General features: G+C 70.8%; 20 protein-coding genes. 9 read left to right on the plus strand and 11 right to left on the minus strand.

Features of this window, described 5'->3' with window-relative positions:
• Positions 1-439 precede the first annotated feature (439 nt).
• On the plus strand, positions 440-679 hold the full coding sequence (locus tag O7553_RS03005; protein WP_281555441.1) for a winged helix-turn-helix domain-containing protein: 240 nt from the start codon (positions 440-442) through the stop codon (positions 677-679).
• 333 nt (positions 680-1,012) lie between these two features.
• On the opposite strand, the gene O7553_RS03010 is transcribed toward O7553_RS03005, so the two are convergent.
• Both O7553_RS03010 and O7553_RS03015 read right to left on the minus strand, forming a co-directional pair.
• Positions 1,013-1,375, minus strand: coding sequence for a PH domain-containing protein (locus O7553_RS03010; protein WP_123605368.1), 363 nt, complete (start codon positions 1,373-1,375; stop codon positions 1,013-1,015).
• Between the two features lie 87 nt (positions 1,376-1,462).
• Positions 1,463-1,774: a 4a-hydroxytetrahydrobiopterin dehydratase gene (locus tag O7553_RS03015; protein ID WP_281553362.1), complete on the minus strand. Its 312-nt coding sequence runs from the start codon at positions 1,772-1,774 to the stop codon at positions 1,463-1,465.
• Between the two features lie 155 nt (positions 1,775-1,929).
• Between O7553_RS03015 and O7553_RS03020 the strand changes: the two genes are divergently transcribed.
• Positions 1,930-2,391 carry a (deoxy)nucleoside triphosphate pyrophosphohydrolase gene (locus O7553_RS03020; protein WP_278167161.1) on the plus strand — a complete coding sequence of 154 codons (462 nt, stop codon included), beginning with the start codon at positions 1,930-1,932 and terminating at the stop codon, positions 2,389-2,391.
• A gap of 17 nt (positions 2,392-2,408) precedes the next feature.
• Here O7553_RS03020 and O7553_RS03025 read toward each other — a convergent pair whose 3' ends face one another.
• Positions 2,409-3,401: an AraC family transcriptional regulator gene (locus O7553_RS03025; protein WP_281553363.1), complete on the minus strand. Its 993-nt coding sequence runs from the start codon at positions 3,399-3,401 to the stop codon at positions 2,409-2,411.
• On the opposite strand from O7553_RS03025, the gene O7553_RS03030 reads away from it, so the two are divergent.
• Entirely contained in the window at positions 3,339-4,184 is an 846-nt protein-coding gene (locus O7553_RS03030) for an NAD(P)-binding oxidoreductase (protein WP_281553364.1), read from the plus strand. The genes O7553_RS03025 and O7553_RS03030 overlap by 63 nt on opposite strands.
• 19 nt (positions 4,185-4,203) lie before the next feature.
• Here O7553_RS03030 and O7553_RS03035 read toward each other — a convergent pair whose 3' ends face one another.
• From O7553_RS03035 to O7553_RS03065, 7 genes are all read right to left on the minus strand, one after another.
• Positions 4,204-4,986: a hypothetical protein gene (locus O7553_RS03035; RefSeq protein ID WP_281553365.1), complete on the minus strand. Its 783-nt coding sequence runs from the start codon at positions 4,984-4,986 to the stop codon at positions 4,204-4,206.
• A gap of 244 nt (positions 4,987-5,230) precedes the next feature.
• On the minus strand, positions 5,231-6,283 hold the full coding sequence (locus O7553_RS03040; RefSeq protein WP_281553366.1) for a succinate dehydrogenase/fumarate reductase iron-sulfur subunit: 1,053 nt from the start codon (positions 6,281-6,283) through the stop codon (positions 5,231-5,233).
• Positions 6,283-8,220, minus strand: coding sequence for a fumarate reductase/succinate dehydrogenase flavoprotein subunit (locus tag O7553_RS03045; RefSeq protein ID WP_281553367.1), 1,938 nt, complete (start codon positions 8,218-8,220; stop codon positions 6,283-6,285). Before O7553_RS03045 ends, O7553_RS03040 begins: the two co-directional genes overlap by 1 nt.
• A 13-nt stretch (positions 8,221-8,233) precedes the next feature.
• Entirely contained in the window at positions 8,234-9,040 is an 807-nt protein-coding gene (locus O7553_RS03050; RefSeq protein WP_281553368.1) for a hypothetical protein, read from the minus strand.
• Between the two features lie 426 nt (positions 9,041-9,466).
• Positions 9,467-10,858, minus strand: coding sequence for a metallopeptidase TldD-related protein (locus O7553_RS03055; RefSeq protein WP_281555442.1), 1,392 nt, complete (start codon positions 10,856-10,858; stop codon positions 9,467-9,469).
• A gap of 14 nt (positions 10,859-10,872) precedes the next feature.
• Positions 10,873-12,309: a TldD/PmbA family protein gene (locus tag O7553_RS03060; protein WP_281553369.1), complete on the minus strand. Its 1,437-nt coding sequence runs from the start codon at positions 12,307-12,309 to the stop codon at positions 10,873-10,875.
• Between the two features lie 59 nt (positions 12,310-12,368).
• Entirely contained in the window at positions 12,369-14,573 is a 2,205-nt protein-coding gene (locus O7553_RS03065; protein WP_281553370.1) for a prolyl oligopeptidase family serine peptidase, read from the minus strand.
• Between the two features lie 78 nt (positions 14,574-14,651).
• On the opposite strand from O7553_RS03065, the gene mshB reads away from it, so the two are divergent.
• From mshB to O7553_RS03080, 3 genes are all read left to right on the plus strand, one after another.
• The gene (gene mshB, locus O7553_RS03070) at positions 14,652-15,545 is read left to right on the plus strand and encodes an N-acetyl-1-D-myo-inositol-2-amino-2-deoxy-alpha-D-glucopyranoside deacetylase (RefSeq protein WP_281553371.1); all 894 of its coding nucleotides are present in this window, start codon (positions 14,652-14,654) and stop codon (positions 15,543-15,545) included.
• Positions 15,542-16,018 (plus strand): hypothetical protein, encoded by a 477-nt coding sequence (locus O7553_RS03075; RefSeq protein WP_281553372.1) that lies wholly within the window; start codon positions 15,542-15,544, stop codon positions 16,016-16,018. Before mshB ends, O7553_RS03075 begins: the two co-directional genes overlap by 4 nt.
• 115 nt (positions 16,019-16,133) lie before the next feature.
• The gene (locus O7553_RS03080; RefSeq protein ID WP_281553373.1) at positions 16,134-16,598 is read left to right on the plus strand and encodes a hypothetical protein; all 465 of its coding nucleotides are present in this window, start codon (positions 16,134-16,136) and stop codon (positions 16,596-16,598) included.
• Here the strand turns inward: O7553_RS03080 and O7553_RS03085 are convergent.
• Complete coding sequence (locus tag O7553_RS03085; RefSeq protein ID WP_281553374.1) at positions 16,567-17,592, minus strand: GNAT family N-acetyltransferase; 1,026 nt, start codon at positions 17,590-17,592, stop codon at positions 16,567-16,569. The genes O7553_RS03080 and O7553_RS03085 overlap by 32 nt on opposite strands.
• An 80-nt stretch (positions 17,593-17,672) precedes the next feature.
• On the opposite strand from O7553_RS03085, the gene fdxA reads away from it, so the two are divergent.
• The 3 genes from fdxA to O7553_RS03100 all read left to right on the plus strand — a co-directional run bounded on the left by fdxA (position 17,673) and on the right by O7553_RS03100 (position 19,813).
• Positions 17,673-17,999 carry a ferredoxin gene (gene fdxA / locus O7553_RS03090; protein ID WP_281553375.1) on the plus strand — a complete coding sequence of 109 codons (327 nt, stop codon included), beginning with the start codon at positions 17,673-17,675 and terminating at the stop codon, positions 17,997-17,999.
• A gap of 68 nt (positions 18,000-18,067) precedes the next feature.
• On the plus strand, positions 18,068-19,141 hold the full coding sequence (gene dapC / locus O7553_RS03095) for a succinyldiaminopimelate transaminase (protein ID WP_281555443.1): 1,074 nt from the start codon (positions 18,068-18,070) through the stop codon (positions 19,139-19,141).
• Between the two features lie 9 nt (positions 19,142-19,150).
• Positions 19,151-19,813 (plus strand): SIMPL domain-containing protein, encoded by a 663-nt coding sequence (locus O7553_RS03100; RefSeq protein ID WP_281553376.1) that lies wholly within the window; start codon positions 19,151-19,153, stop codon positions 19,811-19,813.
• Positions 19,814-19,946 lie beyond the last annotated feature (133 nt).

Genomic DNA, 19,946 nt, shown 5'->3' on the forward strand with positions numbered 1-19,946 from the left:
TCCTCACCGTAACAGCCGGCTTCTGTTGACTTACCGTCGTTCAGTCTCGATGTCTGCGCCGCATCGAGGTGAGGCTCAGACACCTTACGAGGCGGTTTTGAGGTGCGTGAGACTCACCTCGACGCTGAACGGAGGGGTCAGCCTCGGCGGTGGAACGGCTCCAGTTGGTATACGGCCATGACGCCTTCGCCGGAGTCGATATTGGCCAACCGGAGGCGGTCGACGGCAACATCCACCCGCTGACCAATCCCGCCTGAGCCGGCGTCGGCCCAGATCTGCACCGTCCCGTGCCCCGGCAGCACTCTCGGACCGACCACGGCTCCTGAGGAGGCGTCGTATCGCCGCGCGCTTCGTCTGGGAATCCGCGGTGCGGGTGGGTTTTGGGCTGGTGAACTGAATGGATAGCATCGGTCGGCTGGACAGGTGGCAGCCTGTGAGCATGGTCGACCCGTGGTCGCCGCGTTCGTTTGCCGAGCAGGTGGCCGATGCGCTCAAGGCGCAGATCGATAGCGGCGATTGGCTGCCGGGGCGCAAGCTGCCTGGTGAGGTGACGTTGGCGCAGACGTACCTCGTGGCGCGTGGCACCGTGCGGGCCGCGCTTGACGTGCTACGCGAGGAAGGCCGTGTGGTCACCTCCGCCGGTCGCGGCACGTTCGTTACGCCAGACCCGAAGCCCTGAGGCACCTTCCGCCGTGGCAGGTGACCTTGAGGCGGCAGCGGAGGCGTACCGGGCTGCGCTCCGACGCGTGCAGGATGGGCTCGCGGAAGTCGCTTCAGCGCGTGCCGAGGTGCCACAGGTACGGAAGCGGCTTGCGGCCGCAATCGTGACTGCATACCGAGGCGGTGCCCGCGTGGGCGAGATCGCTCGGGTGACTGGCTACGGCCGGGAACAGGTCCGGCGGATCCTGCGAGCCGGCGGTGTCGAGCCGGAGAAGCCGGAAACCGCTTAGGTTGAGCGCGGGATGGACATAATCGAGCGGTCAGCCCTGCTGTCTGTCGGTCCCGCAGTCGGTCACGAGATGTAGTGCAGGATCACGTTGTGCACGTGGTGGGACTTCTGGTCGCCACGGAACTCGACCTCGTAGGTGTGGGTGCCGACGTTGATCGCGATGGCGCCGGAGGAGAAGTACGAGCCGCCCCAGGACTTGTTGCTCACCACGCTCACGCTGGTGATCTTCGAGTACGGGATGCTGGTGATGGCGACCTTCTTGCCGACGAACGACTTGTCCTGGATGATCACCCGGCGGTTGGTCAGCCCGATGAAGCCGGTGCCGGTGCCGATCGCGTCGTAGACCGCGATCACCTGCTCCCCGTCGAGCAGCCCGCTCTCAATCTGCCGAAGTTGCTCCCGCCGGTCGTACGCCACGTTCGCCATGCGTCCGAGGGTAGGCGGCGGGCACAACCACGCCAGCGAAGCGCGAGGTCGCTGCGGCCAGCGGTGGTCCGAGCGCAGGATGCGGGGTCAGCGAAGGTCGACGACCGTACGGTAGGCGTCCTCGATGCGGGCCGCGAGTGCGACGTCGCCGTCGGTGATCTTGTCGCCGTCGGGGGAGCCGAGCCGGATCTGGGTCCGTCCGTCGGCCCGGCGTACGTCGGGCCGCAGGTGCAGGGCGTCGGCTGCTACCTTGATCCGCTCGGTGAGCTCGGCGTGCTGGCTGTCGTCGAGCAGCAGGGTTCGCCGGAGCTGCTGGCCGTCCTGCGTCCACCCGTCCAGTTGGGTAAGGGCATCGCTAAGGTAGTCGCGGCCGGTCCGGCTGGACCAGAGTGCTCGCAAAGCCACACCTCCCAGGCGTCGTTGCCGGCTTGTGGCCAAATCGTCGCCATCCTGTGTCTTGGTCGGTGGTCCCCAGTCTGGCCGCTAACTGGTTGGTGTGTCCACGTCCACCCTTCCGTCATCTGCTGTCCTAGCAGTCAGCAGGGTTACCCGAAATGCTGATTGATCTGGCAGGCTCATCTGCTGTGCGGAGCGGGCGGGCGAGGCGTCAGGTGGTGGTCGGGGCGGCGATCGTCGTTGACGGTCGGGTGCTGGCGTGTGCCCGGACCCATCCACCGGGCGCGGCCGGCAAGTGGGAGTTTCCCGGCGGCAAGGTGGAGAGCGGCGAGACCGAGACCGATGCCCTGATCCGTGAGTGCCGCGAGGAACTCGGGGTTGCGATCACGGTGGGTGACCGGGTCGGCCCCGACCAGCCGCTCGGCCACGGCCGGTCGGTGCTGCGGGTCTACCTCGCCGGACTGCTCGGGCCGGCGCAGCCGACCGCGCTCGAGCACTCAGCTCTGCGCTGGCTGGCGGCCGACGAACTCGATCAGGTCACCTGGCTGCCCGCAGATCAGCCGATCGTCGCCGAGCTCCGTCCGTTGCTGCACGCCGGCAGCAGGCCGCATGACGGCTGATGCCGGGTGCTGTGATTTCAGTGCGGGCCGGCACTCGGGTCGCGACTACCGCGGACCGAGCCGGGAGCGACTCCGATCATGCGTTTGAACGCCCGGCTGAACGCGGCTTCCGATCCGTAGCCGGACTGGCCGGCCAGTTCGCGAACCGTCGTCTGGCCCTGTTCGAGCCTCGCGAGCGCGACGTGCATCCGCCACCGGGTGACGTACTGGAGTGCCGGTTCACCGACGAGTCGGGTGAACCGGGCTGCGAACGACGACCGCGACATCGCGGCTACGCGCGCCAGCGAGGCGACGGTCCAGGTACGGCTGGGTTCGCGGTGGATCGCCGCGATGGCCCGCCCGATCAGTGGGTCTGACAGCGCGCCGAGCCATCCGGCTCGCGCTTGCGGGTCGTCGCTGTCGATCCATGACCTGATTGCCTGGATCACCAGGATGTCAGCGAGTCTGGTGGTGACGGCTTCCCCGCCCGGGCGAAGGTCCGACACCTCACTGGTCAGCAGCGCGAGGGTGGCACCGATCCAGCCGCTGGTACGCCGGTCTGATCCGGCCGCATGGATGACCGGTGGCAGCAGTCGTACGAGTTGGTGAGCGGCCGGCCCGTCGAACGACACCACTGCGCAGACCAGTGTGGACGTCTCGCCGCCGCCACCGTGACGGAGTATCGAGTAGTGCGCGTTGAGATGTTCCTGCGGTAGCAGGTCGACCCGTCCGGCCTTTCCGGCCTGTCCGGTCTGTGGGCTGCTCATCAGCAGATGCCCACGGCCATGCGGCACGAGCGCGAGGTCGCCGGCGCTCAACTGCAGTGGTGGCGCGTCCCCGACACGTAGCCAGCAGCCACCGGACGTCACGACATGGACACTCAGACAATCGCCGAACGGCGGCATCTCCAGCGCCCATGGGGCGCTGACCTCGGTGCGGCAGTAGAAGATCCCGGTCATCCGCAGCAGGTGCAGTGCTTCCCCGACCGGGTCCACCGACACCCACGGCGCATCGACCTCGAGTTTCACCATCGCGATTCCTGGACGATCGAGCATACTTTCGCGTTTCCCGATCATATCCTCGCCGACCCGGAACTGATTTTGTCGATGGGGAGCCGCGCACTGGCGGCAACGACGACAGGGGGAGCAGCGATGAAGGTACTGGTGGTCGGTGCATCCGGTGGGTCCGGCCGTGCCACGGTGCGGGAACTCGGCCACCGGGGCCATGAGGTCACCGCGTTCTCGCGGAACGCGACGACGGTGGCCGGGCAGGTCGATGGCGGCTTGCTGCGCGGGGTGAATGGCGACGCCACCGACCCTGGTGACGTCGACAAGGCAGTGCGTGGTCAGGATGCGGTGATCGTCACGCTGGGCATCAGCGAGAACCCGGTGGGGGTCAGGCTGCGTGGTCCGGCGCACACGCCGCTGGATGTCCGTTCCCGGGGGACCGGTGTCGTTGTCGAGGCGATGCGTCGTCACGGCGTACGCCGGTTGGTGGTGCAGACGTCGTACGGCGTCGGACCCACCCGGACGCACCTGCCCATGCTCCAGCGTCTGGTCTTCTGGGTCCTCCTACGACCGCAGATCGTCGACACCGAGAGGCAGGAGCGGATCGTGCGGTCCAGTGGCCTGGACTGGACCGCAGTTCAACCGGTGAACCTCACCGACGACGACCCGGCCGAGCCGCCGTTCGTCTCGACCACCGGTGCGACCCGCAGCATGAAAGTGGCTCGTACGCAGGTCGCCTGGCTCCTGGCGGAGTCGGTCGAGAACGACGGCCACATCGGCGCGACACTCTCCCTCTCGGCTCGATGACCGACGGCGCGACCGACGATCAGAGGTTGATCGCGACCTGGAACGCCCGGGAGGTGAGCCCGGCACCGCCGTGCCAGATCTCGAAACCCGCCTCGACCCCGCTGAGGTACCAGTCCCGGTCGAGGTAGCCGCGGCCCACCGCGTCCCGGGTGAACGCCGCCAACTCCAGGTCCCGTACCTCGTCGACCGGCGTGGTACGCACGTACGCCACGTAGTTCCAGTGCCAGTCGGCGTAGTAGACGTCCCAGGTCGCCCCGGCCAGGGGCACTCCCCGCGCCACCAGCGTCCCGGCCGGCTCGGCCCCACCGGCCCGGTCCAGCCAGACCATCAGTTCGGCGCCGTCGGGGGAGCGGTGGGCGTTGGCGTCGGTGTGGAACCACAGGTCGTACGTGGCGTTCCAGCGGCCGGTGGCGTCCTGGGTGTCGATCGTCCAGTCGGACCGGGCGGAGCGCAACTGCCGTACCTTGATCGGCAGGCCGCTGCCGACGGTGCAGTTGCCCCAGTGGCAGCCCTGGTAGATGGTCGGGTAGGCGACGGCGGAGCCGTCCCGCTTGTCGTGCTCGGTGTGGGTCACCTCGAACTGGCCGGCCGCGTCGACGGTCAGGCACTGCGGGGTGTCCGCACCCCAGATGTTGTTCATCACCACGTACCGCTTGTCGGTGATGTCGATCGTGTCGGCCCGCCCGCAGAGTTCGCTGGCGTCGGCGTCCGGTGCCAGCCAGACGACGGTCACGCCGGCGACGACGAGGGCGGCGACGACGAGTGCGGGCAGGCGGTGGCGCCGGAGGCGGAGCGGGATCATGGTGGGGGAGTCCTTCGGCGAGCAGCCCGCAGTACAGGCTGGTGCCGTGGGTCCGGCGGCCCGACGCCGCCCCACGACGGAAACGGTGGACAAGGTCCGTTCCCGGCTCCGCCGAGGATGTTACGACCGTCAATGGCTGGCCGGCAACCCTGGTAGCGCAGCCGGCAATCCGAGAAAACCGCCCCTCCCGGCGCACGAAGCACCGGGAGGGGCGGTCAGCGGTCCTGGTCCGGGTGAGACCGGCTCAGCGGTCCTGGTCCGGGTGGTGGTAGTTGAGCGACTTGTCCGGCAGTGGGAAAGTGACGTCCTCGCCGAACGGCGACGGCGCGGCCGGCTTGTCGAACGCCAGCTCGCTGATCGGCAGGTGGCCCTTCTCGTCCACCGCCGCCGCCTGCGGGCGGGGCACCTGGCGGTGCCAGTTGACCCCGCGCTCGGCGTCGGCCGCCGCGCTGTGGTCGCCGTCCGCCGGTAGCCCGGCGGTCGTGGCGGCCGGCTGGTCCAGGCCGGACTCGCCGAGCGCCGGTCCACTCGCCGCCGTGCCGTTCTGTCCCCGCCGGAAGATCTTGCTGCCGAGCCACACGAGGGGATCGTACCGCCGGTCGACGACGCGTTCCTTCATCGGGATGATCGCGTTGTCGGTGATCTTGATGTGCTCGGGGCAGACCTCGGTACAGCACTTGGTGATGTTGCAGTAGCCCAGCCCCTGCTGCGCCTGCGCGTACTGCTTGCGGTCGGTCCTGGTGTCCAGCGGATGCATGTCCAGCTCGGCGGCGCGGATGAACACCCGGGGACCGGAGAACGCGGTCTTGTTGTCCTCGTGGTCACGTACCACGTGGCAGGTGTTCTGGCAGAGGAAGCATTCGATGCACTTGCGGAACTCCTGCGAACGTTCCACGTCGACCTGCTGCATCCGGTACTCGCCGGGGGCAAGGTCCTCCGGCGGGCTGAACGCCGGCGTCTCCAACGACTTCTGGTAGTTGAACGAGACGTCGGTGACCAGGTCGCGGATCACCGGGAAGGTCCGCAGCGGGCTGACGCTGATCGTCTCGTTCTCCTCGAACGTCGACATCCGCGTCATGCAGCCCAGCTTCGGCATGCCGTTGATCTCCATGGAGCAGGAGCCGCACTTGCCGGCCTTGCAGTTCCACCGGCAGGCCAGATCCGGAGCCTCGGTGGCCTGCAGCCGGTGGATGACGTCGAGGACAACCTCGCCCTCGTTCACCTCCACCTGGTAGTCCTGCAGGTCGCCGCCGGTCTCGTCGCCCCGCCACACCCTGAAGTGGCGCTTGGTGCCCATCAGTTGTCCGCCTCCTCAGCGAGCGCGTCCTGCGCCAGCGCGTCGAACTCCGCCAACTCCTCGTCGGTCAGATACTTGGCCAGCTCCGCCCGGTCGAAGAGCTTGATCAGCTCCGGGCGCATCTTCGGCAGCGGCTTGGGCTCCAGCTTGACCGTGTCACCGTCCAGCGAGCAGACCAGGTTGACCGTGCGCCACGTCGGGGCCATGGTCGGGTGGTCCTCGCGGGTGTGCCCGCCGCGGGACTCGGTGCGCTCCAGCGCGGCCTTGGCGGTGCACTCCGACACCACCAGCATGTTGCGCAGGTCCAGCGCCAGGTGCCAACCCGGGTTGTAACGCCGGCCGCCGGCGGCGCTGACCTTGACCACGCGCTCGCGCAGCTCGGCCAGCCTGACCAGCGAATCCGCCAGTTCACCTTCGCGCCGGATGATGCCGACCAGGTCGCCCATCACCGCCTGCAGGTCCTGCTGCAGGGTGTACGGGTTCTCCCCGGTGTCGCGCGACAGCGGCGCCAGCGCCTGGTCCACCGCCTGCTCCACCTCGTCGGCCGAGACCTTCGGCCGCCGGTCCAGCCCGCCGACGTACGCGGCCGCGTGTTCACCGGCCCGCTTGCCGAAGACCAGCAGGTCGGACAGGGAGTTGCCGCCGAGGCGGTTGGAGCCGTGCATGCCGCCGGAGACCTCACCGGCGGCGAACAGGCCGCTGATCCGGCCGGCCGCTGCGGCGGTGTCCGGGTCGACCTCGACACCACCCATCACGTAGTGGCAGGTCGGCCCGACCTCCATCGGCTGCTTGGTGATGTCGACGTCGGCCAGCTCCTTGAACTGGTGGTACATCGACGGCAGCCGGCGACGGATCTCCTCGGCCGGGAGCCGGCTGGCGATGTCCAGCAGTACGCCGCCGGACTCCGTACCACGACCGGCCTTGACCTCGCTGTTGATCGCGCGGGCGACCTCGTCACGGGGCAGCAGCTCCGGCGGACGCCGGTTGTTGTCCGGGTCGGTGTACCAGCGGTCCGCCTCCTCCTCGGTCTCCGCGTACTGCTTGCGAAACACGTCGGGAACGTAGTCGAACATGAACCGCTTGCCGTCGGTGTTGCGCAGCACGCCGCCGTCGCCCCGGACCGACTCGGTGACCAGGATGCCCTTGACCGACGGCGGCCAGACCATGCCGGTCGGGTGGAACTGCAGGAACTCCATGTTGATCAGAGTGGCGCCGGCCCGCAGGGCCAGCGCGTGCCCGTCGCCGGTGTACTCCCAGGAGTTGGAGGTGACCTTGTACGACTTGCCGACCCCGCCGGTGGCCAGCACCACCGCCGGCGCCTCGAAGAGCACGAACTCGCCGCTCTCCCGGTAGTAGCCGAAGGCGCCGGCGACCCGGGGGCCGTCCGGCCCGTCCTCCAGCATCAGCTCGGTGATGGTGGTCTCGGCGAAGACCTTGATCCGGGCGTCGTGGACGCCGTACTCCCGCTTGTCCTCCTGCTGCAGCGAGACGATCTTCTGCTGCAGGGTACGGATCAGCTCCAGGCCGGTGCGGTCACCGACGTGGGCCAGTCGCGGGTACTCGTGACCGCCGAAGTTGCGCTGCGAGATCTTGCCGTCCTTCGTACGGTCGAACAGCGCGCCGTACGTCTCCAGCTCCCAGATCCGCTGCGGTGCCTCCTTGGCGTGCAGTTCGGCCATCCGGAAGTTGTTGAGGAACTTGCCGCCGCGCATGGTGTCGCGAAAGTGCACCTGCCAGCTGTCGCGGCTGTTCACGTTGCCCATGGCCGCCGCCGCGCCGCCCTCGGCCATCACCGTGTGCGCCTTGCCGAACAGCGACTTGGAGATGATCGCGGTACGTTTGCCGGCCAGCCGGGCCTCGATCGCCGCCCGCAGCCCGGCGCCGCCGGCGCCGATGACCACGACGTCGTAGTGGTGTCGTTCGATTCGGGTAGTCATATCGTCCAAGCCCTTAGTTGAAGAACCGCAGGTCGCCGAACCAGCCGGCGGACAGCGCCATCACGTAGAAGTCGGTCAGCGCGAGCGTGCCGAGGGTGATCCAGGCCAACTGCATGTGCCGGACGTTGAGCTTGGAGATGAACGTCCAGATCCGGTAGCGCACCGGGTGCTTGGAGAAGTGCTTCAGCCGGCCACCGGCGATGTGCCGGCAGGAGTGGCAGGACAGCGTGTACGCCCACAGCATGATCACGTTGCCGAGCAGGATGACGTTGCCCAGGCCGACACCGAAGCCGTTCTCGCCGTCGAAGGCGAGGACCGCGTCCCAGGTGTTGATCAGCGAGATGATCGCGGCGGCGTAGAAGGCGTAGCGGTGCACGTTCTGGAAGACCAGCGGGAAGCGGGTCTCGCCGGTGTAGCGCTGGTGGCCGTCCGGCACCGCGCAGGCCGGCGGGCTCAGCCAGAACGCCCGGTAGTAGGCCTTGCGGTAGTAGTAGCAGGTCAGCCGGAACAGCAGCAGGAACGGCAGGGTCAGCGCCGCGTCCGGGATGATCCACCAGCCGGGTAGGAACCGGCCGAAGTGCGCCGCCTCCGGTACGCAGCGCTCGGTGACGCACGGTGAGTAGAACGGGGTGAGGTAGTGGTGCTCCTGGACCCAGTAGAAGTCGTGCATGAATACCCGGACGGTGGCGTAGGTGACCCAGGCACCGAGTCCGATCACGGTGATCAGCGGGGGTAGCCACCACCGGTCGGTGCGCAACGTCTTCGCCGCGATGGCGGCGCGCGCCCGCGCCTGCCCCGGCATCGTTGCCGTAGTCGTCATCCTGTCTCCCTGACGGGGCCCGACCCGTGCAAGGGCGGACCCGGATATCTTCGGCCGGTCTGTGGCGTAGCAGGGCAGAGCCCAGATGCCGTGCGACCGCGTGCTCCGGAACCCGCACCACACGCATCGGCGGGCGCTGGTCCGGTGCACACGTTACGCCCAGTACCGGCGGCCGTATGCGCAAGGGAGTCTTGCCGGTATCGCGTCGGTTACGAAAGCCCGGCCCGCCGCTAGGGCGGTGGATGTGCAGAAGCTCACTGGATCCCGAGCGGCGTCGGTCACAGATTGACAGCGAACGCGTCGTCAGGGGTGACGGGCGGTGCGGTCGACCAGCCCGCACCGCCCATCGCGGACCCCAGAGTTAGTGAGGTATGGCTAACCTAAGCAATCCGCCTAGCGTCGTCAATCTCGCAGGTTTCGCCGGGGTCAGCCGGCGGCGCCGCCGGTGATCTGCCAGTCCGCCAGGTGCAGGGCCGGCGCGTGCCAGGAGGTGTCGTCCCAACTGTCCGGCAGCCGGCTCAACTCCGAGCCCAGGCCCAGCACCGCACCGGGCGCGAGCGCCTGCGGATACGACTGGGTGAACCGCAGACTGCGGACCGCCGCCACGATCTCACCGGACTCGACGAGCCACGCACCGTTACGGGTCAGGCCGGTCACCACCAGGCTGCGTGGATCGAGAATCCGGGTGTACCACAGATCGGTGACCAGCAGACCGCGCTGCACACCGCCGAGCAGCGCCGCACTGCCCCCAGCCGCCGGCCCGTCGCCGCTGGCCGACTGCCAGCCATCGGCCGGGAGCAGCCGCAGATGCTGACCCACCGGCCCCCACGGGACGTTGCCCGGTGCCGCGTGTCCGGTCGAAGCGGTGCCGGCCGCCGCCGCGGTCCGTCGGTCGTGAGTGAGCGCCGTTGATCGGCCGCCGTCCACCAGCACCGTACGGCCGGTCGGGGTGCCCTCGGCGTCGAACGGCAGCCCGCCACCGGTGGCCGGGTCGTCGACCAGCGAGATGGCCGGGTCGAACTGGGCCTCACCGAGCCGGACGAACGACCGCCGCTCATGGTGCGCCTTGCCGGCGAAGCCGTGCCGGGCCAGCATCTGCAACAGATCCAGCACCGCGGTCGGTTCGAGCACCACCGGGTAGCGCCCCGGCGGCAGATCGACCGGGTGCCGGCCGGCCCGAGCCTTCACCGCGGCTCGGGCACCCAGCGCCGCGCCGTCGATCTCGGTTAGCCGGTCGGCCGCCTGCCGGGCCACCCCGTCGGCGCCGTCGGTCCGGGCGATCCCGTCCATCGCGGCCTCCGCCGCCCGGCCACCGGCGGTCTGCCCGGCGCTGTTGGCGAACCCCGTCGACCGGTGCACGGTCCGGCAGAACCCGGCGCATTCCAGACCGCCGGCTGCCGCGACGAAGTCCCGCACCCGGGCCGCCCGCTCCGCCGGACCGGCCTGCGCGGTCGCCTCGTCCCACGAACCGGCCGCGAGCAGCGGCGCCGGTCCGGCGAGCCCCGGCCAGGACGGATCCGGCGGGCAGAGCCGGGCCGCCGCCAAGGTGCGCTCGACCAGGTCGGCCAACCCGTCCGGGCCGGTCAGCGTGGTCGAACCGATCGCGGTCCGGCCGTCGACGTGCAGCCGCAGCCACACTGTGGTGACTGCCTCGGCGACGTTCTGGTGGATGAACGAGTTGGCGAACCGGGTCAGCGCCAGCGCCCGGTGGCTGACGTACGCCTCGGCCTGAGCGCCCGGCCCGGCGGCCCGGCGGACCGCTGCCACCACCCGGAGGGCCAGATCGGTCTCGGCGGGCGACGTCGCCGCGCCCGTCAGCCCCGCGTCCAGACTCACCCGAGTACCCCCACCCGGACGTTGGTGAACCGGGCCGGCGCCGCCGGATGCCCGGTGTGCCCGACCTGACCGGGCTGGCCCTTGCCGCAGTTCGGCGTCCCCCAGGCGACGCTCTCCGACGACAACATGTCCATCGACCGCCAGAACACCGGGCCGATTCCGGTGTACGTCGGGTTGCGCAGCATCCGCCCCAACTTGCCGTTGCGGATCTCCCAGCCGATCTCACAGCCGAACTGGAAGTTGAGCCGCTTGTCGTCGATCGACCAGGACCGGTTGATGTCCATCAGCACCCCGTGGTCGGTCGCCGCGATCATCTCGTCCAACGTGTGCGGCCCCGGCTCCAGCCCGACGTTGGTCATCCGGACCATCGGCAGCCGCGACCAGCCGTCCGCCCGTACGCTGCCGCCGTGGTCCAGGCCGGCGACGGCGGCCGAGTCCCGCCCGGCCAGTACGCCGACCCACCGGCCCTGCCGGACCGCGTCCCGCTTGACCGCCGGGCTGCCCTCGTCGTCGAACCCGAAACTGCCCAACGCGCCCGGGATGGTCGGGTCGATCGTCACGTTCATCAGCTCGGATCCGTACCGCAGGCTGCCGAGTTGGGCCAGGTCCAGCCAGGACGTGCCGGCGAAGGCGGCTTCCCAGCCGAGGATCCGGTCCAGTTCGATGGCGTGCCCGACCGACTCGTGGATCTGCAACGCCATCTGCTCCCCACCGAGGATCAGTGTGGTCTCCCCGGCCGGGCAGGCCGGCGCGGTGAGCAGCGCCCGTGCCTCCTCGGCGATCCGCGCGGCGTGCGCCGGCAGGTCCAGGTCGTTGACCAGCTCCCAGCCGCTGGTGCCGTACTGGCCGCGGTGGCTCGGATAGGAACGGCGCTGGGTCTCCCCGTCACCGATCACCGTCGCGGACAGCCCCGCACCGCACTCGCGGATCCGCTGGTCGATCCGGTGCCCCTCGCTGGAGACGAACCACTTTTCGGTGTCCCAGATCTGGTACAGCCCTTCGGTCAGGTCGGCGCCGTGGTCGAGCATCGTGCGGGTCGCCGACACCAGCAGATCGCCCTTGTCCGGCAGCGGCACCGACAACGGGTCGACCCGGCACGGGCTGGCCCAGCTCGCGGTGCCGGCCCCGGCCGGCACCAGGTCGATCGGCGGCCCTGGCACCTGGGCGCTGGCCGCGGCGATCTTCGCCGCCCGACCACCGGCGGCCCGCGCCGCCGCCGGCGACGGATCCGGTACGGCGTAGAAGCCCCAACTGGAACCGACCAGTGCGCGGACGCCGAGACCGGCGTCGCTGTGCTGAACCAGCGCCTCGATCTCACCGTTGCGTGCGGTCATTGACTCATAACGGCGGTGCATCACCCGCGCGTCGGCGTACCGGGCGCCGGCGTCGAGTGCCGCCTGCACGGCGGCCGTCGCCACCTCGAACTGGGTCACCCTGTGACCTTATGCGACATCGGCTCGGCCGGGCGATCCCGACGCCCGCCGGCGGCCGCTCAGCCGAGCGGTCCCAACGCTTGCCGGACGAAGGCGAGTTCGGCGCGCAGCACGGTGGCCGCGTCCGGGTCGGTGCCGGCGGCCAACGGCAGCACCGCGTGCGGTCGGCCGGCGGCCAGCAACGCGGCGGACAACCGTAGGGTGTGCGCCACCGGCACGGCGCCGTCGGCCAGCCCGTGCACCAGCAGCAGCGGGCGGAGCTCGTCGCTGCCGGTCACCGGTTCGGCGGCGATCTCCACCAGGCTGTGGTGCGGATAGATCTCGCCGCCCTCCTCGGGCAGGCCGAGGAACCGTTCGGCGTACCCGCTGCGCAGCAACGCCCAGTCGGTGACCGGGTCGCGCGCCACGGCGGCCCGGAACACGTCCGGACGGCGCAGCGCGGCCAGCCCGGCCAGCCAGCCGCCGAACCCGGTGCCCCGCACCGCCACCCGGCCCAGGTCGAGGTCGGGATGTTTCTCCGCGATCGAGGTCAGCGCGTCTACCTGGTCGGCGAGCAGCACGTCGGCCAGCCGCCGGTGCACCACCTTCTCGAAACTCGGCGCGATGCCCGGCGTACCCCGGTTGTCGACGGTGACCACGGCGAAGCCGGCGTCGGCCCACCATTGCCGGGCCAGCCAGCCCGCCCGCTCGGCCCGGACCTGCTGGTGGCCCGGTCCGCCGTGCACCTGCAGCAGCACCGGCAGCCGCCGGCCGGCGACATGCGACTGCGGGTACAGCACACCGGACGGCAGCCGGCGGTCGGTTACCCGTTGCAGCGTGGGCCGGGGAGTCACCGCCGGGGTGGCCGCCAGGCTCCGCAGCACGCCGAGTTCGGCGTCGTCCCGGTAGATCGTCCAACGCACCCCGGGCTGGTCCAGGGTGGCCGAACCGACGGCCAGTACGGCACCGCCGACCGCGGCGACATGCCAGCCGGGACTGCTGGTGAGCCGGACCGCGTCCAGACCACCCGAGGAGGCCGCGGTGCGGACCCGGTAGAGGTGCTGTTCGCTGGGTTCCCCGTCACTCGCCTCGATCAGCAGGTCCGGGCTGGTGTGCCGACCGGGCAGCCGGCCGACCACCCGGCGTACGTACAGCGCCGCCGGGGTGAGCAGGGTGCCGTCGGCGAACAGGCAGCGGGCGTCGTACCCGTCGTGGGCGAGTTCCCCGCCGACCAGCACCCGGCCGTCGGACAGGTGGCAGGGAGTGCCGGGGATCGGCTCCACCCACCGGGGGTCGGCCAGCTCGGCGTGTACCTGGGTCTCGCCGGTGCGTGGGTCGATGGACAGCACCAGACCGTGCTGCTGCAACCGGCGCAGCACGGTGATCAGTGGGCCGCCGTCGGACCAGTCGACCGACACCAGGTACGGGTAGGTTTCCCGGTCCCAGTGCACGTCGACCCAGCCGCCGTCGAGGTCGAGCAGGTGCAGGGTCACCTCGGCGTTCGGACCACCGCACATCGGGTACGGCCGGCTGCGGGCCCGCCGCTGGGGCCGCGCCGGATCGGCGTACTGCCAGCGGGGCAGCCGGGACCGGTCGGACCGGGCGGCGAGGATGCTCTGGCCGTCGGGTGACCACCAGTAGCCGCGGTCCCGGCCGAAGTCGGCCGCAGCCGGGTCGGGCAGCGCCCAGGTGATGTCGCCGTCCTCGCCGGCGAGCAGCACGTCACGGCCGTCCGGGTGGACGATCCGGAGCTTGCCGGCACCGTCGCGGTCCGGGCCGCCGCCCGGCCCGTTGCCGCTGAGTCCGTCATGGGTCGATCCGTCGCGGCCGGATCCGCCGGTCGCGCCGGCCGGCCCGACCGGGTCCGCGTCGCTGTCCGACACGTACGCGATCCGGCTGCCGGTCGGATCCGGCCGGGCATCGGTGACCGAGCCGACCACCGGTACCTCGATCACGTCGCCGGTCACCAGGTCGGCCCGGAACAGTCGGCCGGCCAGGACGAAGACGGCGACCCGGGCGGCCGGGTCGGTGGCGTACCGGGTGATCCCGACGCCGGCGGTGTTCCCGGTGCCGGCGGCGTGTTCGGTGCCGAGCAGGATTGTCGGGTCGGCGATCCGGCGGTGCTCGCCGCTGTCGACCTCGAACGACCAGAGACCGGCGGCCGGGTCGTGCGGGCCGGTGGAGCGCAGGAACACCACGCGGGCGCCGTCGGCGCCCACGGTCACCACGTGCGGGGCGCCCCGGACGGGTCCACGGGTACGGGCGGCAGGCTCCGGAGATTCCACTCTCGGATCGTAGAACCGGCTGATCAGCGATGAGACCGGTAATCCACTCCGGTGCCCATCCGGCGTAAAGTTGCCGGAGTGACCGACCCCGCCGCCGCGCGACGGCTTCTCCTGGTTCATGCCCATCCGGACGACGAGACGATCGGCACCGGTGCCCTGATGGCCCGGTACGCCGCCGCCGGGGTGCAGGTCACCCTGGTCACCTGCACTCTCGGCGAGGAAGGCGAGATCCACCTGCCGCGCCTCGCCGGACTGGCCCCTGATCAGGCCGACCAGCTCGGCGGGTACCGGATCGCCGAGCTCGACGCCGCCTGTGCGGCGCTCGGAGTGACCGACCACCGGTTCCTCGGCGGTGCCGGCCGGTACCGGGACTCCGGGATGATGGGCCTGCCGACCAACGACCACCGGCGGGCGTTCTGGCAGGCCGATCTGGACGAGGCCGCCGGGTTGCTGCTCGAGGTGCTGCGGGAGACTCGGCCGCAGGTGGTGGTCACCTACGACGACAACGGCTTCTACGGTCACCCCGACCACATTCAGGCCCACCGGGTGACGATGCGCGCCGCCGAGCTGGCCGCCGCCGAGGGTGTCGCCCCTGACAAGATCTACTTCACCGCGATGCCGAAGAGCGTGCTCGCCGCCGGCATCGACGCGTTCCGGGGCGCGTCGAACAACCCGTTCGCCGGCGTCGAACACGTCGACGAACTGCCGTTCGGCACCCCCGATCCGCAGATCACGGCGCGGATCGACGGCACCGCCCACTACCAGGCGAAGCAGGCCGCCATGCGGGCGCACGCCAGCCAGATCCCGGACGACTCGTGGCTGTACGCGCTCGCCGGCAACGTGGGCGGCGAGTTCATGGGCTACGAGTACTTCGTCCTCGGCGCCGGCCGGCAGGGTCCGGGCGACGGCCCGTGCGGCTGGGAGACCGACCTGTTCGCCGGGCTGCCGGCCGCCGAGGTGCCGCTGCCGTGACCTCGCCCGGTGTCTCCGGCCAGGTGTCGGCGGTAGAGCCGACGCCGCCGGTGGCGTCGGCTCCGGCCCCTACCGGCCTGCGTGAGCTGGTGGATGTGGGGCTGCGGACGGTCGGCGGGGTGGTCGCGGTGGTCGCGGCGCTGCTGTCCGCGGTTCTGGAGCTGCTGCTGGCCACGGTACGGGTCGGCGGGCACCTGGTCGGAGTGTCGGTGCTGCTGGCGATCGCCGGCAACGTGCTGGTGAGCTGGTTCGCGATCCGCGCGGTGGGTGCCCGGTGGGCGATGACGTTGCCGGCGGCGGCCTGGTTCGCGGTGATGGTGCTGGCCGCTGGCGGCACCACCGAGGGAGACATTCTGCTGGCCGGCGACAACTGGGTGGGCTTCGCGGTGATCTTCACCGGGGCGATCGCCTTCGCCGTACTCGCGTTCCGGATGATCCTGGCCCAGCCGGCCCGCCGCAGCGACGGAGGCTGACGCGACCGGGTGTCGGCTCCTACAATCCTCGGTACGAAAATTGTGGTCCGGAGGACACACCCGCGCGGTCCGGCGTGCCGTGGACGCGGTGCGGGTCTGGGTGCGGGAGGTAAAGATGAGGCAGCGCTGGCTGCCGGTCGGCGTACTCGCCGGGGTGCTGTTCGCGGTCAATGTGGTGGCCCGGCTGGTGGTCCGCTTCGGGTTCGACACCGACGCGCAGACGCAGGACCGGCTCTCGTTCGTGATGTTCGTGGTGATCGGCGTCGTGCTCGGCACGGTGGCCTTCGTCTGGGGGCGGGACCGGCCGGTCGAGCGGTGGAGCGGTGACGTCGCGGCAGCGATTCTGGCGGCGCTGGTGCTGACCGTCTTCGTCGGGCCGTTCGTCAGCGGCGACCATCCGTTCTCGGCCGGGGCGGGCGCGTTCTTCTCCCAGGTGTGGCTGTACGGCGGCTTCTCCATCGGTGGGGTGCTGCTCGGTTATCTGGTGCTGATCACACTGGGCTGGGACCACCGGTCCAAGTCGCTGGAACGGTACGCCGAGACCAAGCTCAACAAGCCCCGTCGGGTGGTCCGTCGCTGACCGCCGGCTGCCACGGCAGATACACGTGGTGGGTGGTGAAGCCGAGCCGGGCGTACAGGGCGGTCGCCGGGTTGTGCTGTTCGACCTGGAGAAACGCGGCCGGCACGGCCAGTTCGTCGACGGCCCACCGGCCGACGGCCCGCAGCACCCGGGTGGCGTGCCCGCGCCGCCGGGCCGCCGGCTGCACCTCCAGCAGCGCGATCTGACACCACCGATGGTCGGCGTCGACAGCGCCCCGGGCGATGGCGACGAGCCGGCCGTCGACGTACAGGTGGGCGAAGCGCACCTGCGGTGCGTCGGTGAGCAGCCGGTGGGCGGCGGCCGGCAGCGGGTCACCGGCCGATTTGCGGGCCGAGACCAGGGCGAGCCACTCCGGCGACGGCGCGCGGTCCAGCCGTACCGTCGCCGCGTCGCCGGGTGGATCGTCGGCACCGTCGGCCAGCAGGTCGGCCAGCAGCACGGTCTGCACCAGCACCAGCGGTCCGCTGCGCCAACCCCGACCGGCGAGTTCGCTGGCGACCTCGGCGGCGGCCGGCAACGGCACGTTGACCTGTGCCGGCAGGCCACGCTCGGCGTACCAGGCGGTGACCGCGTCCACCGCCGCCGGCAGGGGGCTGCCGGGGTCGCCGAGCGGCAGCGCGGAGTTCGCCCGGCCGGTCCAGCCGTCGGCGGCGCGCAGCAGCCAGTCGCCGAGCCGCTGCTGTACCGGCGCCGCCCAGGTCTGGTTCGCGGCCCGTTCCAGCTCGGCGACGGCAGCGGATTCGCGGTCCGCCGCCCGACGGGCCGCCGGACTGGCGGTCGGCGGCACCAGCTTGCTGCGGTGCACGTCGGCGAGTGCGACCCGGCGCGGCCCGTTGCGGGTCAGCACCGTGAGTTCGGTCTCGGTCAGCTCGGCCAGCAGGCCGAGTAGGTCGGTATAGAGCGGACGATCTCCGCCAACACCTATAATTTTCCGGACTACCACGCGGTGTCCCACATCTTGTGGCCGGAGCACGATCGACCCCCTCCCCGGCGAGATACTAGGCTCGTCAGTGCCGCGGGCGATCGCGGCATGTCGTGCGGGAAGGAAGGCCAGTGACCTACATCATCGCCGAGCCGTGCGTCGATGTGCTCGATAAGGCGTGCATCGAGGAATGCCCGGTCGACTGCATCTACGAGGGCAACCGGATGCTGTACATCCACCCCGATGAGTGCGTCGATTGTGGTGCCTGTGAGCCGGTCTGCCCGGTGGAGGCGATCTTCTACGAGGACGACGTGCCGGAGCAGTGGAAGGAGTACACCACCGCGAACTACGAGTTCTTCGAAGATCTCGGCTCGCCGGGCGGTGCTTCCAAGGTCGGCAAGATCGAGAAGGACACCCCGTTCGTCGCGGCCCAGCCGGCGCGCGGGGACGAGCACTGACCGGGGCGCGGGCGGGCTTGGCCACTGGGCGGTCCGCGCCGACCGGCGGCGGGTCACCGGCCGCCGGTCTGCCGGATTTTCCGTGGGATCGGCTGGTGCCGGTCAAGGAGCGTGCCGCCCGGCACCCCGACGGCATCGTGGACCTTTCGGTCGGTACACCGGTTGATCCGGTGCCGGCCGTGGTCCAGCAGGCGCTGGCCGCCACCACGGACACCCCGGGTTATCCGATGACGGCCGGTACCCCGCGACTGCGCGAGGCCATCCGGGACTGGTTCGTACGCGAGTGCGGCGCCGTCGGCGACCGGATCGGCGTGCTCCCGACGGTCGGTTCGAAGGAACTGGTCGCCTGGCTGCCCACCCTGCTCGGGGTCGGCCCCGGTGACGTGGTGGTGGTGCCGTCCGTCTGCTACCCGACCTACGAGGTGGGCGCCCGGCTCGCCGGGGCCGAGGTGGTACGGACCGACTCGCTGACCGCACTCGGACCATCCAGTCGGGCCCGGCTGGTCTGGGTCAACTCGCCGGGCAACCCGACCGGCCAGGTGCTGCCGAGCGGGCATCTGCGCAAGGTCGTCGACTGGGCGCGTGAACGCGGGGCGGTGGTGGCCAGCGACGAGTGCTACCAGGCCCTCGGCTTCGAGGCGCAGCCGGTCTCGGTGCTCAGCGACGACGTCTGCGGCGGTGATCCGACCGGCCTGCTCGCCGTGCACTCGTTGTCCAAACGGAGCAACCTGGCCGGCTACCGGGCCGGGTTCGTCGCCGGTGATCCGCGGCTCGTCGGTGACCTGCTCGCGGTGCGCAAACACGCCGGCATGATCGTGCCGGCTCCGGTACAGGCGGCGATGGTTGCCGCGCTCCTCGACGACCAGCATGTCGCCGACCAGCGTCGGCGGTACGCGGCCCGCCGGGACCGGCTCCGGGCGGCACTCACCACGGCCGGGTTCACCATCTCCCACTCGACCGCCGGTCTCTACCTGTGGGCCAGCCGGGACGAGGACAGCTGGTCGACCGCCGACTGGTTCGCCACCCGCGGCATCCTGGTCGCGCCGGGTGCCTTCTACGGCCCGGGTGGGCAGCGCCATGTACGGGTGGCATTGACCGCCACCGACGAGCGGGTGGCGGCGGCGGTCGCCCGGCTCGACTAGGCTGGCCGGATGGATGCTCCGGTGGTGGCGGTGCGCGGAGAGGTGACCCGGGAGGTCCCCCCCGAGTTGGCCCGGTTCGGGGTGACCGCCGTCGCCCGGGGCAAGGACCGCTCCGGCACCCTGGCCCGGCTCGCCGAGCGGGGCGACACGGTCCGCACCCTGATCGACGGGTACGGGCCGGCGATCGAGCGCCGGGAGTCCGGCGCGCTGCTGGTGCGGCCCGAGTGGCGACGCTCCGGGGAACGGGTGATCGCCTACCACGCCAGCGTCACCACCACCGTCACGGTCGTTGACTTCACTGTGCTCGGTGAGCTGATGATGCGGCTGGCCGGCCAGGACCAGGTCCAGGTCAGCGGGCCGTGGTGGTCGCTGCGGCCGACCAGTCCCGAGCTGGGCCAGGCCCGCCGGGCGGCGATCGCCGAGGCGATCACCCGGGCGCGCGACTACGCCGACGCGCTCGGCGCGGAGGTGACCGGCCTGGTGGAACTGGCCGACCACGGGATGTCCGCGCCGCAGCCGGTGATGTTGCGTGGCGCCCCCCGAGCGTTCGCCGCGACCGAGATGGCGGATCCCGCGCCACAGCTCGACCTCGACCCGCAGGTGCAGACGGTGCAGGCGGTCGTGGAGGCCCGATTCACCATCTCTGCTCCGGCGGTACTGCGTCCATCGTGACAGGTGAACTGCCCCATCCGGATCGACGTCTCATCGTTGCCGACCATTGCCCGGCAGAAGTATGGCCAACGCGTTGTCGGACTGGTAAACCGAGCGGTGGATGTTTTGCCCGGCGGTGAATGGATCGTCCGGG

The organism is Solwaraspora sp. WMMA2059 (genome assembly GCF_027497315.1).
Lineage (GTDB): Bacteria > Actinomycetota > Actinomycetes > Mycobacteriales > Micromonosporaceae > Micromonospora_E.